The organism is Gluconobacter japonicus, assembly GCF_015244665.1.
In the GTDB taxonomy this organism is placed as follows: Bacteria; Pseudomonadota; Alphaproteobacteria; order Acetobacterales; family Acetobacteraceae; genus Gluconobacter; species Gluconobacter japonicus.
This window is the reverse complement of sequence record NZ_JABCQN010000001.1, coordinates 137,457-152,904: the sequence shown is the minus strand read 5'-3', so window position 1 is coordinate 152,904 and position 15,448 is coordinate 137,457. Positions and strand designations below refer to the sequence as shown.

Below are 15,448 nucleotides of genomic sequence, written 5' to 3'. Positions count from 1 at the left end.
AATCAATTTATGATTTGTATCTAAAGAATACGGATATACCTGGAATATACTTATCAAGAAACAATACAGACATATAAAAACATAATTTGTTTTTAAGGATATGAAATTATTCCTGAAATTACTTTTAAAAGATCCTTCCTGCCTCCCCACACCTTGAAGCCACAGGAAGGATCAACGTCTTCCTCAGGCCGGAGCGACAACCCGGTATGTCTGCGCAAAATCCTGAAGAGCCGCCAGATACGTCTCGCGCTCTGCATCGGAGATCCAGGCAGCCTCAAAAGCATTTCTACTGATCTGAATCAGTTCTTCCGGTGTCAGATCAGCAGCGGCCTGCGCCTTGGCGAGGCTTTCCGTCATATACACACTTTGCATATAGCCAGGGTCGTCGGAATTGATGGTAATTTTCAGACCTGCCGCCAGCATATCCCGAATATCCTGACGGGACCGACCGGGACGGATGACGTCATTCGGGGACGGGCAAATCGTAAACGTCACGCCTTTTTCGCGTGCCATGGTAATCAGTTCGGGCTTTTCGAGCACATTCAGCCCGTGGTCCAGACGTTCGCTCTCAAGGTCCTGAAGCGCTTGCCGGATGTGCTCATGCGTGTTCTCCTGATCGAGATCGCAATGCATGGTCAAGTGAAGCCCCATCGCTTTTGCACGGGCAAAGGTCTTCGCAAACTTCGCAGGCGGATTGCCCTTCTCGTCTGAGTCCAAACCCACACCAATGATACGACTACGGTCAGGCCGCTCCAGATAGGGGAGCGCTTGGGTGAAGGTCTCATCAGCGGATTCCGCACTCATCTCCCGAATGAAACACAGGATGAGACTGGACCGGATACCGAAATCGCGTTCGGCGTCTTCCTGCGCGGCATTGAAGCCGCGGATAACAGTCCCGAAATCCAGCCCACGGCGAATATGCAGTTGCGGGTCAAAGAACATCTCGGTGTAGAGCACGTTCTGTTGCGCCACTTTCGCCAGATAAGCATAGCAAAGATCATGAAAATCCTGCTCGGTCTGGAGAAGCTCCACCCCTTCATAATACAACGCAAGAAAAGACGGCAGGTCATGGTAGACATAGCCCTGCCGGATGTCTTCCGCAGTGCTGGACTTCAAAGGGTGGTTGTTGCGTTCCGCCAGCTGGATCTTGAGATCAGCCTCCAAAGTCCCTTCCAGATGAACATGGAGTTCAGCCTTGGGCAGCTTTTCCAAAAACTCCTGCATAGAGACAGCAGACATGACGCGTTTTCCTCATCAACCGAAGACAGGAAACCATCATGCATGTCTGCTGGAAAATTGAAACGATCCCGATACGGTTTTACCGTTTTGTGGTGGCGCGGCAGGTCACAAGTGCCTTGTCATCCATAGCACTCGAGAAGAGTACCTCATCGCCTTTGCTCCACCAGACATACTGAGCCGCCGTATATTTTGCGCCATCCGCCGCAATGACATTGGAAAAGACCTGTGTCTGCCCACGAATCTGCAGAACAGCCAGACTGATGTCACCGGCGTTGAGATACTGTGCGGTCACAGGATTTTTAGGGAGCGCAGCCAGAAGGTCTTTCGCGTTTTCGTCCTGCGCACTACAGGTATAGACTGCCATCTGACGATCCACCTTCACTCCTGAAGGCAGAGGGATCTTCAGGCTGCCTGTCGGAGCAGCCTGAGCCAGGCCAGTGGCCAGGCAGAGAACAGACAACACACTAATCGAACATTTCTTCATCATTTGATCCTCCATGAGAGGGTAACGCCTCTGCCATTGCCTGAGACGCATCTTTCAGTCAGATTAAGCGCCCATCCTGCCAGGATGATGACACCTTTCCCGAGCAAGGATGGATTGTGAGCTGGTTTTACGAAGAACACGGTAGCCGCAAAGGCCCGGTCTCCGAAGAGGACATGCGCACTCTGGCAACAACAGGAATGATCGAACATTCCACTCTCTGCTGGACGGAAGCTTTCGGAGCGGAATGGCAACCAGCGGGAAGCTGTTCTTTCTGGCCCCCTCAGCCTGCTGGGGTCCCCCCTGCACTGCCCGCCAGCCGGGTTTCCAATCGCTGGGCATGGCTCAGTATTTTCGGGCCGTTTGTCAGTAGCATGATCGTCAACGCACTGGCTTGGGTCGGCGGGATGCCTGACCGGCAGTCGGGGATCATCGCTGTTATTCTCAGCTTTGCCATCATCTTTACGTCCATGCTGACAGACCGTCGCGCCCTGATGGCCGCCGGCTTCCGCCCCGGCTCACCATTCTGGATTCTGATCCCACCCCTATATTTCTGGAGACGCATCCGGTTCGTGGGACGCGGAATGCTGCTGTTCTTCCTGTCTATGCTGGTATTCCTGTTCCAGTTTGTTCCGTCATTCTCAGAAAGCTGGGACATGGTGCGTCATCCCGGGAATGTCTCCAGCTACGTCTCTCGCCACTACGAATTATAAGTCTGCTCAGAGAAACCGCTGGTAAAACTGTTCTGTCTTCCGAGCCTGCTCCGCCAGATCGTAGGAGGACAGATCCCAGACCCGTCTGGGTTGCTGCCGGAGACGCTTCAGTCCAGCGGACAAGGCCTCCACATCATTCGGCGTGACGAGCGAAGCCGGATCATGCTCGAGAATATCCAAAACGCCTCCAGCCGCCGTAGCACAAACTGGCAAACCGGCCGCCATGGCTTCCAGCAGAACCAATCCGAATGGCTCGCGACCTGAAGGCAGAACGAAGCCATCAAATGCGGCAAATACGGCCGGTGCGTCCCCCCGGTAGCCCGCAAAAATAACGCGATCCTGCACGGTATGTCCCCGTTCAAGACACGCCCTTTCAGGCCCATCACCAATCAGAACCAGATAAGCCTCCGCCGCAAGACCAGCCTGCTTCCATGCCTGCAGCAACAGATCAAACCGCTTTTCCGGAACCAGCCGCCCCATCGCACAGATCACAAAGGCGTCCTGCGGAATTCCGTGGTGCCGCCGAAATTTCCTGCGAAGAGCTGGACCTTCCTGTTCAGTCTTGGCGCAGGGAACAGTCCAGTTCGAAATCAGCGCATTTCGGTTGGCCCATCGCTTGGGCAAACTGTCCTGCTGCCAGCGCGCAATACAGATCAAACCATCATGCGCGCCATAACTGCGCCCGCGATAGACGTTATGCAATGTCCCAATGACCGGCATCCTGCCGCCTATTCCGGCTTTTTTCAGACCCCCGGCACGAATGGATGCGTGCCCCAGGTGGGTATGAACAACATCGAAAGAACCAGCCTGCATCAGTCTGGCCAGACATCCCAGATATCCTCGCCAGTCCGCCCGGACAACCCGAACAGCCGGGTCAATATGAGGTGTAATATCGCCGCCCGTTCTGAAGTCAGTCGTGCAGCTTTCCAGCAGCAGCGTCACCTCATGGGAACGGGCCTGAATTGCCGTCAGTTCAGCGACATGGCGCTCGGTCCCGGCAAATTCCCGCGTTGAAAGACAGTGAAGAATTTTCACCGTCTTTCCCAATCAGTTGATTCGACCACCCGTAGACCAGACGCCTTCAATGATTGGCCCAGTGCGGGAAGACATCCGCTGGCGGGGCGGCTGAGGCTGACAAGACACAAAATACAGCCCCATCACGAACGTAAGCTGAGACAGCGTCATAAGCTGGGATAGAATCCAGCCGATACCAACCCCATCCAGCCCCCGGAAAAGCTGATAAATCAGAAACGCAATCGCAATCATGCGCATACTGAGCATCATGGGTCGCAACGGATTCATCATGCCAGGCCGGATCAGCGGGATCGTCTTCTTCATCCCTAGTAAGAAGGCCAGATTCATGAACCAGATCAACGCCGTATCAACCAGGCCACCCAGCGTGACACCGAACAGCACGATCGGCAGCAGCAGGGCAGCACCATTCAGCATCAGCGACCCAAGCTGGAAGCTCAGTCCAAGCTGAACAGCAGACAGACCAGCAGGCAGCCGGTTTGCAATCGGCTGGAACACGCGATCAATCAGCCAGTCATCACAGCGAACGATAAAATTGGAAGACGTCATAATACTTCCATTCTTAGCGGTGACTGATTGAGCACGTCACATGATTTTTTATTCATCCTTCGGCAATCCTGCTCCCGTAGACAGCATCCCCGACAGTCGATTTACTGTCTGGCAGACCATTTTACCCGCAGGAAGTTAACATCCTATGCCCGGTTTTCCCCGCCTGACCCGTCTAACACTGCTTGCAGCCTCCATGCTGGCGCCGCCCCTGCTGGCGACCGCACAGGCCGCCCCCGCAGTTCCACAGGCCAGCACCGCGGCACCGGCAGCCGTGACACGGGCGACACTGCCCAATGGCCTTCGGGTCGTGATCGTGCGGGACACGCTGGCCCCCGTTGTTCAGACAATGCTCAATTACGAAGTTGGCTCCGTCAATGCGCCCAAAGGCTTTCCGGGTACGGCCCATGCCCTTGAACACATGATGTTCAATGGATCGCAAAGCCTGTCGCGCGATCAGTTGTCCACCATCAGCGCTCAACTTGGCAACAACGACAATGCGGACACCACGTCTGACGTCACGCAGTATTATTTCAAGGCACCGGCGGCTGATCTGGATGTTCTTCTGCGGATCGAAGCGGGCCGGATGCGCGGCCTGAACATCACCGAAAAAGAATGGGCACATGAGCGCGGTGCCATCGAGCAGGAAGTCTCGCGCGATCTTTCCAGCCCGATCTATCGCTACCTCTCGCAGGTCAGAGCCGCCCTGTATGCAGGGACCCCCTATGAGCATGACGCTCTTGGAACGCGTCCGTCCTTCGATGCCACCACAGCGCCCCTGCTCAAGCAGTTTTACGAAAGCTGGTATGCTCCGAACAACGCCATTCTCGTCATCACCGGGGATGTCGATGCACAGGAAACACTGAAGAAGGTTCAGGCTGCATTTGGCGACATCCCTTCCGCCAAACTCCCGGAACGCCCGACAGTCACTCCCACGCCTGCCAAAGCACAGTCTCTTGCACTGGATACCGATCTACCGATCGGGCTCGTCACCATGGCCTGGCGGATGCCGGGACAGCGTGATCCGAACTACGCCGCAGTTACTCTTCTGGCCGATGCCATCGCCAGCCAGCGAGGAGCCCTCTTTGGGTTGGTCCCGGACGGCAAGGCACTGGATGCAGGCTTCATGTATGATCCGGACGCACAGGCGGGTCTGGCCGTGGCCTATGCCGGCTTCCCCAAAGGCGCGAACCCTGACGAACTCCGTCATACTCTTGCGTCTCTCATGGAAGGATTCCGCAAAAATGGCGTTCCGGCAGAGTTGATCGAGGCGGCACGACGTAAAGAAATCGCAGCGCTGGAATTCAACGCCAACAGTATTTCCGAACTGGCCGAAAACTGGTCTCAGGCCGTCGCCATTCAGCATCTGAACAGCCCTGATGACATGATTGCAGCCTTCCGCAACGTCACCAAGGCGCAGGTGGATGATCTCGCCAAAGCCCTGCTGGACCCGCAACACGCCATCAGCGCAACCCTGACGCCTAGCGAAAAAGGCAAGGCGATTGGCGGCAAAGGATATGGCGGCGCGGAATCCTTCAACACCCCTCCTTCCGGGAAGGTTTCTCTTCCGGGATGGGCCACCGAAGCTCTTGCCCGCCTGAGCATCCCGGCAGCAGCCCCGCTCCCAACGGCCTATACGCTCCCGAATGGTCTCCATCTTCTGGTCCAGCCAGAACATGTCAGCCACACAATCGAACTGGTTGGTTCAATCCGGCAGAACCCCTCTCTGCAACAGCCTGCCGGGAAAGAGGGGGTCGCCGGACTGACGGCGGACATGTTCCTCTATGGCAGCACGCATCATGACCGGCTGGCTCTCGCCAGTGCGCTGGACGAAATTTCCGCAGACGAGAACGCTGGCCCCAATTTCAGTCTCAGCACGTTGACGCAGAATTTCAGTGCGGGTCTTTCCCTGCTGGCTGAGCATGAGCTCTCCCCTGCTTTCCCGGAAAAAGCATTTCACGTCACCCAAATGGAGGCCATTCAGGCGCGCGCTGGCGAGCTTCAGTCGCCGGCCTACCGCTTTGGCCGTGCCACACGTCACGCGCTTGTCCCCGCCAATGACCCCACCCTCCGGGAAGCCACGCCCGCTACGTTGAGCAAAATCACGCTCGACGATGTGAAGTCCTATTACACAGCCACTTACCGCCCGGACCTGACCACAATTGTCGTCGTCGGTGACATCACGCCAGAAGACGCCAAAGATCAGATCGAGAAAGCTTTTGGCGGCTGGAAAGCCACGGGCCCAGCCCCGGTTGTGGATCTCCCTTCCATTCCACTTAGCAAAGCCTCTCAGGCCGTTGTTTCTGATCCGGGACGCTCTCAGGATGACGTGAAGCTGGTCGAAACGGTTGGAATGAACGTCACAGATCCGGATCGCCACGCTCTGGCTGTCGGCAACGAAATCCTTGGGAATGGCTTCTCTTCACGCCTAATGCAGGATCTGCGCGTTCGCACCGGATACGTCTATGGAGCCGGCAGCAGCTTCAGCTATTCCCGCACCCGTAGTTCGTTCGGCATCAGCTTCGGCGCGGACCCGGACAAGGTCAGCAAAGCGCGTGTGCTGGCCATCAAGGATGTGCAGGACATGCGGACACAACCGGTCTCACAGGAGAGCCTCGATCTGGCCAAAGCCTCTTTGCTCCGCCGTCAACCCATGGCGCGCGCCAGCTTCGGCGCCTTGGCCGGAAGCTATCTGGATCTGATCGATCTTGGTCTTCCTCTGAACTCGCCCGCCGAGGCCGCCAAGGCCATCTACGACATGACACCCGCTCAGGTGCAGGCTGCTTTCAGCAAATGGGTGCGTCCGGATGATCTGGCCCAGATCGTTCTGGGACCTCAGCCTAAGTAAAAATAAAGGTGCCGGGCTTTCCCGGCACCTTTACTGAACCTTGATATTTCAATGCTGTTTTTCACCACTCGATCTTGAGCCGCACCCACGTCTTAAAAATTCATTCGATGATTTTTATACGGAACGCCATATTGCGTACCTCTCCTGTCGGGCCACCAGCATCCACAAGAACGAGATCAAATCCTGTATAATCAGTGCTCGCACGGTAGTGCAGAGCTTTCGCCATAACTTTGGTTTTATTGCAACGAGAACGTGGGTTGTTCTCTACAAATTGCGGAAAAACAGAATAATCAGCGAGACACGCCGCCCCGCGAAGAGGCTGTTTTTTGATCTGCAGGACTTGATAAAGGTTTGTCGTACAGTCAACATTCACCGATTTCCAAGATGCAATAATAACATCGCTGTTCTTTTTTACGATCCTGTCCGTAAAGCTGTAAGAAGTCCTCTTAAATATATGCTGTGATATTTCTACGCAAAGCTCCCAACGACATTCAGATCAGTCAGGATTTTTATAGAAACATTACGTCATGATTCTAATTTACAACAATACATTTCAAATAACAGTTCTGAAACAAAGAAAATGTCTTAACGCCAAACCGTCATCACGGCTCCACCCAGAACAATCAATGTGCCCCCAACACAAATCGGAAGCGTCAGTGTCTGGCCAAAGGTAAAATAGGCGACGATCTGGGCGGCCACAAAGAACAGCGCAACATACACCCCCATCAGGCGTCCGAAATCCCAGTCAGGCAGATTGACGGTCAGACCATAAGCCAGCAGCACGGCTCCTCCGGCGGCAATGTATCCTAACCGTCCCAGCCCAGCCGTATGCAACCCTGATCGCACAAGAGCATCGCCTCCGACTTCCAGAAACGCCGCCACAATCAACAAAACCGTAAGCCAGACAGTTTGCACCCCTACACACCTTCAAAAAGAAAAAGCCGGACAGAAGCCCGGCTTTCCATAATCACCCTCTCAACAACTTCCGAGATCAGAGAAGTCCCTCTGACTGAAGCACAGCCAAGGCCTGCTTGATGCGATGGCTGTAAAGATGCTCGGCCTCTGTCCGCGCCTGAGCCTTGCGGGTCATGGCCAGACGCGCTTCATCATCCCCCAGATACTTTTCAATCAGATTTTCAAAGTCGATCCGATTGGAAAAGACAGGGATTTCATCCGCATTGAAATAGCGACGGATTTCATGCGTATCTTCGTGGAATACCTGAAACGCACCCGCGAGAGCCGCTTCAAAGGTCCGCGGACCCGGCGTGGAAGGCGCAATCACGAAACGCTTGTTCTCGAAATGCAGCGAACGACCAAGATTGAGAACAATCTTCGAGCGACGATACAGTTCTACAAGCTGGGACTTCTCAATACGTGCGTCAGAGAAGCCAATACCTAGCTCGCCCCAACCCGGGCCAACAATCTTGATATTCAGATTGCGGAGAACCGGCAGAAGGTTGCGCACAATGTCCTTACGGCTGGTGAACGCCACACCACAGAACAGAACGTCGATCGTTTTTTCGACGTTTTCCTCAATCGGCATGTAGTGCAGCTTCGGGCTTGCGGCGAGCGGCAGATGGAACACCCGGTCACGCTGATAGAAGTTGTGTCCCCAGCGATCACAGGAAAACACAACGTCAAAGTCATCAGCGATGCGATAGTTCGCATCCTGTTCGTAGGGGTCTTCGGTGGCCCAGAAAACCGTCACGGCGCCGATCTTTTTGGCTTCCCGGCACACTTCGCCGAAATAGGTGCTTTCTGGCAGGTAAGAGCCGATAGCAAACACGATCGTAGGCTTCAGGATTTTAACGGACGCCGCAGCGGCAGAAATATGGACAGCCGTTACGTTTTCTTCGCCAAAACACTCCGCCCAACCGTCCATGATAGACTCACGGATCTGCGCGTTGGCCTGGCTCTCATAGCGGCCACCACTACACACCAGAACACGTCCGGTCAGGCCAGACACGTTCCGCTCTGTTGCAGCGGCATGTTCTTTCACTTCTGTGGTCATAGCCTCACCTGTTTCCTTACACTCTCATGATCCGGCCACCCGGCCCTTTTACGCAATGCAGGCCTGCAGGATCGAAGACAGATCCTGCCGGAATCGTGCAGGAGCGCAATCCCGTTCTACCGCTTTCAGCGCCCCGTCTCTCAAACGCGCCCAGAGTGCGCTGTCCTGATAGAGACGGGCCACACCAGACGCAAACCCTTCAGCATCATCAGCAGCAGCCGAAAGAAGCTCCTCGCCATCTTTCCATCCCACCTGGCTAGCCAAAAGAGACGTAATCACCATTGGAACCCCAAAGGCCGCAGCCTCCTGCACCTTGAAAGGCAATCCGCCGGCAAACCGAGTTGGCGCCACAAAGACACGATGCCGATCGAAAAGCGGTGCCAGATCGTTTACGGCCCCCACAATATCCACGCGCGGATGCCTTGCAAAGACACTCACATCGACAGACGGATGAATGAATCCTGCGATTGTGAAGCGAACATCTTCCGGCAGCACGTCGTCCAGAAACGGCAAAACCGCTCCGACAAACCATTCCAGACTATCATGGTTAGGAGCCCCTTCGTCATGGAGCGCCCCAAGGAACAGAATATCTCTTCTGGTCTCAAAAGGCGCTGCCGTAGGGCGAATACGCATCTCATGTCCCAGAACCGAAACATTCTCATAGCCTGCCCGACGCACCAGAGACGCATCATGCTCCGTCACAGCGACAATCTGCTGACAGTAATGAGCACACTCCAGTTCACGCCGCAGCATCTCATCAAAACCCACCTTGGGTTGTGGCAAATCCAGAACCTTGATGCGTTCCAAAGTTCTTGGCGTAGAGATCACTTCCGTATCGAGCACGGCTCCACCCGTCGGAAGGTAACGGCTGGCTTCATTCATGATCGGGAGCAATCGCGCCATGTTGTGCGTTCGCCCAACCCAGACAAGATCATAATACCCGGCACGCGCCTGAATGAAGTCCGGAAATGTGGACAAATGCTGATCTGCGATCAGTTCGACCGTCTCAGGAAAATCCCCGAAAAGCTCGAGTTCACTCTGATCCCTCGGCAGCATCGGAAAAACCGTCACCTGATATCCGAGGGCAGCCATCTCCCGAACAACATCATTGGAGCGCACATATCCAGATCCCAGACGACGAAGCGGCAATCTGTCTTCAATAAACAGAATATGCTTCCGGTCCGATCGACGTTCGCGAGCCTGAACGGCATTCCGGATATGAGCAGGCTGTTGATGCCTCAGGAAATCCTGATGCGCTTTGGCAAAGATACGCAGATTGGCGTGCATCAGGGTCTGTGATCCGGCAGAACCGGAACTGCCATACTCCAGATGTTCCACGACCACATTCGGGTCATAAACAATCCGGAGACCCATCTTGAGAATCCGGACACAAAGATCCGTATCTTCGAAATAAGCCGGCCGATAACGCAGATCGTATCCGCCCAGACGTCTCAGCAGGGAAGAACGGATCATCAGGAATGCGGCAGAAACATAATCCACATCACGGACGAAATTGGCTTCCGGCAGATTGGGATTAGCCTCACGCCGATACCCATAGGTGGACCCATCACGCCAGATGATAGACCCCGCCTCCTGCAACCGCATGTTCGTCCGGATCAGTTTCGCCCCAACCGCCCCGACACCTTCATCAAACCGAAGCCGCTCCAGAGCATGGGCAATGCTGCAGGGATACAGGCGCAGATCATTGTTCAGATACAGAACGAAGGGTGCCTCAACCTCGGCCAAAGCCGCGTTGCACCCTTCAAGATACCCGATATTATATCTGAAGCGCAGGATTTTGGCCCCGCGCACCAGTTCTCCCAGACGTCGCGTCTGGTCGTGCGATCCTGAATCGACAACAATCAGCTGGATAGCACCTGCATAATTGGCTCTCAGTGACGACAGCGCCTGCATTGTCAGAGCCAGTCGATTGTAAACAACCACAATGACACTGACTTCCGGTACGCCAGTAACCGTGAAATCAAGCGGGTGCCGGGCAAAAGCGGGCAAGAGCGCTTCAGCTTCCCGTTCAAAAACCTGCCGGGAATGATTTTCGTCTATGTCAGGCGTCTCGGCCAACGCTGCCCGCTGCACATCGCCCGTTCTCGCCGCAACAAGATGGGCAAAGGCGCTATCATAAACATGATTGCGGACATCGTTACGCACCTGAGGCCGATTCATATGCGCCAGCAGGTCTACACCTTCTTTGGGAACCCGTCCTTCATGGGCGCCAAAGCGCAGGAAATGCTCATAGCCATTTCTGAAAGACCCCAGATCAATACAGGCCACGACGTCCGGATGAGACGCTGCATAATACTCTTCAGAGAACAGTTCCTGCGGGTCGAAACGACGCGCTGTCTCATTCGTTAGATAATGATGCAATGCGCTGCTATAACGACCATCAGCAATCTCACGGCGCACATCCGGATATCGGTCCAGATACCAGACGGGATCAAAATACCATGACACTCGGCCTGCATCCGCGATGCTGGACGGAAGGCTCAGCCAGGACGCGAACAGCCCGATGCTACTGTCAAAATAGTCGGGGAAACGCAAAGCAAGTCTGCGGCACAATTCATCGTCGAAAAACGGATGCCCCCGATAGTAACGAGCCTCGCCAACTTCGAGATAATGATCGTAGCCATTTACAAAGCCCTGCTCATCCAGAAACCGACGGGTGAGTTCAGGATAGCGACGCAGATAACCGCTTTCGTCAAACAGCCAGTGCGGGGAGTTTTGACGAAAGCCTTCAGCACAATAGTGCTCAAATCCTGACTGCCACTTTTCCTGGATCAGGTCACGACGCACATCCGGATAGGCTTCCCGATACCAGATTTCATCAAAATAGCGATTGGGAGAGTGGCCGTAACGCTGGCCAGTCTCCAGATAAAACGCATAAAGATCCCGATGTCCTTCTTCATGCATCCAGTCCCTGACTTCCGGATAACGCAGCAGATACCACTGCTCATCAAACGCCCGCCAACGAGGCTGATGAGCAGACAGGGGCTGCTCAGGGACTGAATCAGACATCAGGGATAACGCTCCTGCTTCAGGCTATGGCTTTCTCATTCAGCAGGGCATCTACCCGTTCGGATTGCTCAAGCGTCAGACCTTCACGACCCGTAGAGACAATGCGACCTCCATCGAACGTCACAACCAGATCGGTCAGATGCGTCCCGAAGACATCACCTGCCACATTGATCAGAGCCACACGGTAAACACCATCCAATGGACGGGCATAACCATGAAGCGGATGAAGGACTCCAGAGAAACCGGCGCAAAGCGGAGCATCCCGATGAACTTTAGAGACGTCCTGACGCGCAACGCGCTCCATACCGAACAGAACCAGATCGTCTTTTTCGGGGCACACCAGCCCGACATACATCTGACCGGCACGGGAGAGACTCTTCAGGAAAGCCCAGCCGCGAATAACGATAGTCTCGTAAGACTCAACCGCATTTGCAGGCTCGCCAACCACACCCGTGAATTCGTCGATAAAGCACTCCAGCAACCCACTGCCGTAGGGATGGAGCTTACCCTTCTGGAATGCCGCCAACTTGATGCCACGCATCAAGCCGTCGCTATGAGAAATACGATTGAAGTCCGCCAGGATAACATCATTGGAAGGAGCCGATCGCTGGATCGTTTCGATCTTGCCACCGTCGACTTCAATCTGAATAGACGTCATCTGGAAGGCCGCCTGACCGTTGATGACATTGACCAGCCCGACCCGGAAACGTCCTTCACACCACTTGCCGCGCAGAGCAGCCTTCCCGGAGAAGCCCGAACGACGCGGAGCACCATTGAACATCTCGACAATATCACCACGAATTTCCCGCTCACACTCAAGGAAAATCAGCGGGCTGTCCGCATCTTCCCCGATCAGAACTGTCAGCATACGTCCTGCCGTGCTCACGCTCGGGATCAGGAACCAGCCGCGAATGTGGAATTCGTTCGAGCCCTTGAAGTCTTCGTCTTCGTTGGTCGCAAAAACATGATGGCAGATGTCATCGATGTAGCATTCCGCGCCCTGAATTGAGAACCAGTCAGACACTGGAAGCGGAAGCTCGACCGACAGGTCGCGCGTGGTCGGCGGATCGAAAATATGACGCGGAGGAGCCTGATGACGCCATGACGGATGCGGCAGAAGATGAACCTGACCTGCATCCAGGCGAAGATCGGACACACCCATCGGTCGACGCGGAGCAACATCCTGATAAAGAGCCAGGAGCCCATCCGCATATTCGCGGGCATGTGTCCAGAGGTGCGGACCGATATTGGCCATGATCGTCTTGCGCAGCGGCTCGGAAGACCTCAGCAGTTCAAGGCGCTCAAGAACCATGCTGGGACGGTTAATGGGAACCTTGAAACCATTGACGCCGTCTTCAACGCGATCGCCCAGAGCTCCCACATCCGTCACAATGGGGATTAGACCGTTCTGCCAAGCTTCAGAGAGAGAGATGCAATAGGTTTCGGGCCAGATCGAAAGATTAAGGGCAACATCCGCCTTCTTCAGGGCTTCAATATCGCCCATGTCGTAGCGGCCATAAAGCTTCACATTAGAACGTCGGCTGGCATTCAGAACCGCTTCATATTCCGGATGGACATAGCCAAAGATGTGGAAAACAAAATGATCCGGATGCGCGATCTCGATCAGGCTCAGGATCGTATCCGCTCCCTTTGTCCGCAGGAAGTTTCCGACAATGGCAATATTGAGCGGCTTTTCACCCAGCGGCTCATACGTCTTCGGCTTTACAGGGACTGTATTTTCAGGGCTGGGAATACCTGTAATCAGGCTGATCTTCTCATCGAGGATCGGGTAAATTTCATGCGTCAGGTCACGGGAATGCTGTGTCCCGAACATGATCGCATCCACTGATCGCAGCATTTTGGCGACAAACGCACGACGCGTCTGCTCCCCACCATGCTCGACATTTTCAGAAGCCTTCAGCGTAATATCGGCCGCAAGAACCGAACGAACCTCGTCCTCTACGTAACGCAGCTCATGGTTCAGCAGGTTATAGCGGGCAGAAACCAACCAGAAATCATGTGCTGAGAAGACAACGCCTGCACCATTCGCCTTGGCAATAATGGGCAGGGACAGAGCGTGATGGCCTAGGTGCTGAAAGTGCACGATGTCCATGTTGTACTGACTGATAACGCTAGAAAAGGCCATTTCCTCCGGCCCATCACACATTGCGTCCTGCCAGCCGACCTCCGGCACGTCAAAACGCTCCAATTCCTGGCCGCTCGCCGTTGTCAGACGACAGAATGTGCCACGACGCAGCCAGTAGAAAAACTCGATCTCACGCCCAAGCAGAGAACACAAAGCCTGCTGATAAACTTCAACTCCACCCCATGCCTGCTCATGAATGGTAGAGTGCGTGCACATGAGGATGCGAAGACGACGACGACGTTCCACCGGCGCAACATCCGATACCTTGCGGCGACCGAAGTCTGCTCTCGTAATTTCACGCATTTTCTCGAGACGATGCTCGTAGAGATGGTGCGCCAGAACGGATTTCTGGGCAGCAAGGGCCGCTTTGCGACGCGTGCTCTTGTTGCTCAGAATACGGGCAATCGCATCCACGACGCTGTCCGGATCACGGGCAAGACTGATACCCTCAACCGTATCAAAATACTCGCTGGCCATGCTCTCAGGCGCTTCAACAACCTGCGCAGTTCCAGCAAGACCAAGTTCAAAGAAGCGCGGCCCTGGAGCCGTCGCCTGGCTGACATCACCGTGACTTGCATAGTCGCGGAACATCGTCAGAGTGACGGCACTGACATTTGCAAAATCAATGAAAGCTTCATGGCTGATGGGACGCTGAATCGCGAGCGCTGCAAGGTCAGCAGGAAGTGGCGGAAGATATTCGTTACCGGGACAAACCAGCTTCAGCTTTGCATCAGGAAAAGCAGCGATAACGCGGCGCAGTGTCTGCACACGATTCGGCCACATCGTACCGGCAAAGAAAATATCATATTCCAACTCATTAGCCGGCAGCACTTTCCGCTCATGAATAGACGTACTGGCGGCCAACGGCAGGTAATGTCCTTTGCCGTGATAATATTCGGCACAGGAGGGATCATTCGTAAAGACGTAGTCGAAAAGACCGGCATTCTCGACATTGAAGTCACGCATGAACGGATCTTCGAACGTCCAAAGGATCAGGGTCTTGAAAGCCGGACGAACGCGGCGGATTAGAGCCAGATTGATGCGCTGTGCATCCAGGCAGATCAAAACATCATGTTCGCCTGAAGCAGCAATACCTGCCAAAGACATGTTGTCAGCGACAACTACCTGATCTTTTCCAAACAATGATTTGGCGGCCCGTTCGACCGCCAGCGTCAGATAGGAATTAGGATTGTGGGTATAATTCGTATTGTAAATAACCGCCATCAATCTTCTGGGTGCCTGACACCCACTCCCATCCAGAACCGAACCATCAGCCATTTTGGCAATAGGCCGCAAAAGACTGCCGCTATCACGGTACGATAATACTTACCCGAAGGTTTACAGCAACAAAACCCCCCAAGAAAAAAGACGTTTTCGGAATACAGGCATAAAAAAAGAGCCG

At 54.5% G+C, this 15,448-nt stretch carries 11 protein-coding genes; 2 read left to right on the top strand and 9 right to left on the bottom strand.

Annotation, left to right across the window (positions count from 1 at the left end):
• Positions 1 to 183: 183 nt before the first annotated feature.
• Positions 184 to 1,239, bottom strand: a complete 1,056-nt coding sequence (gene add / locus HKD32_RS00645; protein ID WP_194257337.1) for an adenosine deaminase — start codon at positions 1,237 to 1,239, stop codon at positions 184 to 186.
• Between the two features lie 79 nt (positions 1,240 to 1,318).
• Positions 1,319 to 1,726 (bottom strand): MliC family protein, encoded by a 408-nt coding sequence (locus HKD32_RS00640; protein WP_061932872.1) that lies wholly within the window; start codon positions 1,724 to 1,726, stop codon positions 1,319 to 1,321.
• Positions 1,727 to 1,839: 113 nt separating this feature from the next.
• Between HKD32_RS00640 and HKD32_RS00635 the strand changes: the two genes are divergently transcribed.
• Positions 1,840 to 2,433: a DUF4339 domain-containing protein gene (locus HKD32_RS00635; RefSeq protein ID WP_061932874.1), complete on the top strand. Its 594-nt coding sequence runs from the start codon at positions 1,840 to 1,842 to the stop codon at positions 2,431 to 2,433.
• 6 nt (positions 2,434 to 2,439) lie between these two features.
• On the opposite strand, the gene HKD32_RS00630 is transcribed toward HKD32_RS00635, so the two are convergent.
• Together HKD32_RS00630 and HKD32_RS00625 are read right to left on the bottom strand one after the other, a co-directional pair.
• Positions 2,440 to 3,468 carry a glycosyltransferase gene (locus tag HKD32_RS00630; RefSeq protein WP_061932932.1) on the bottom strand — a complete coding sequence of 343 codons (1,029 nt, stop codon included), beginning with the start codon at positions 3,466 to 3,468 and terminating at the stop codon, positions 2,440 to 2,442.
• Between the two features lie 12 nt (positions 3,469 to 3,480).
• Positions 3,481 to 4,014, bottom strand: coding sequence for a hypothetical protein (locus tag HKD32_RS00625; protein WP_061932876.1), 534 nt, complete (start codon positions 4,012 to 4,014; stop codon positions 3,481 to 3,483).
• A 145-nt stretch (positions 4,015 to 4,159) separates the two neighbouring features.
• Here HKD32_RS00625 and HKD32_RS00620 point away from each other — a divergent pair, with 145 nt between their 5' ends.
• A complete protein-coding gene (locus tag HKD32_RS00620) occupies positions 4,160 to 6,859 on the top strand; it encodes a M16 family metallopeptidase (RefSeq protein ID WP_061932878.1) in 2,700 nt (899 codons plus the stop codon).
• A 100-nt stretch (positions 6,860 to 6,959) separates the two neighbouring features.
• On the opposite strand, the gene HKD32_RS15410 is transcribed toward HKD32_RS00620, so the two are convergent.
• The 5 genes from HKD32_RS15410 to HKD32_RS00600 form a co-directional block, all read right to left on the bottom strand.
• Complete coding sequence (locus HKD32_RS15410; protein ID WP_268761859.1) at positions 6,960 to 7,085, bottom strand: hypothetical protein; 126 nt, start codon at positions 7,083 to 7,085, stop codon at positions 6,960 to 6,962.
• A gap of 359 nt (positions 7,086 to 7,444) precedes the next feature.
• On the bottom strand, positions 7,445 to 7,774 hold the full coding sequence (locus tag HKD32_RS00615) for a hypothetical protein (RefSeq protein WP_061932882.1): 330 nt from the start codon (positions 7,772 to 7,774) through the stop codon (positions 7,445 to 7,447).
• Between the two features lie 76 nt (positions 7,775 to 7,850).
• Entirely contained in the window at positions 7,851 to 8,870 is a 1,020-nt protein-coding gene (locus tag HKD32_RS00610; protein WP_061932884.1) for a CgeB family protein, read from the bottom strand.
• Between the two features lie 48 nt (positions 8,871 to 8,918).
• Complete coding sequence (locus HKD32_RS00605; protein WP_194257336.1) at positions 8,919 to 11,900, bottom strand: glycosyltransferase; 2,982 nt, start codon at positions 11,898 to 11,900, stop codon at positions 8,919 to 8,921.
• A gap of 19 nt (positions 11,901 to 11,919) precedes the next feature.
• Complete coding sequence (locus tag HKD32_RS00600; RefSeq protein ID WP_194257511.1) at positions 11,920 to 15,270, bottom strand: glycosyltransferase; 3,351 nt, start codon at positions 15,268 to 15,270, stop codon at positions 11,920 to 11,922.
• Positions 15,271 to 15,448 lie beyond the last annotated feature (178 nt).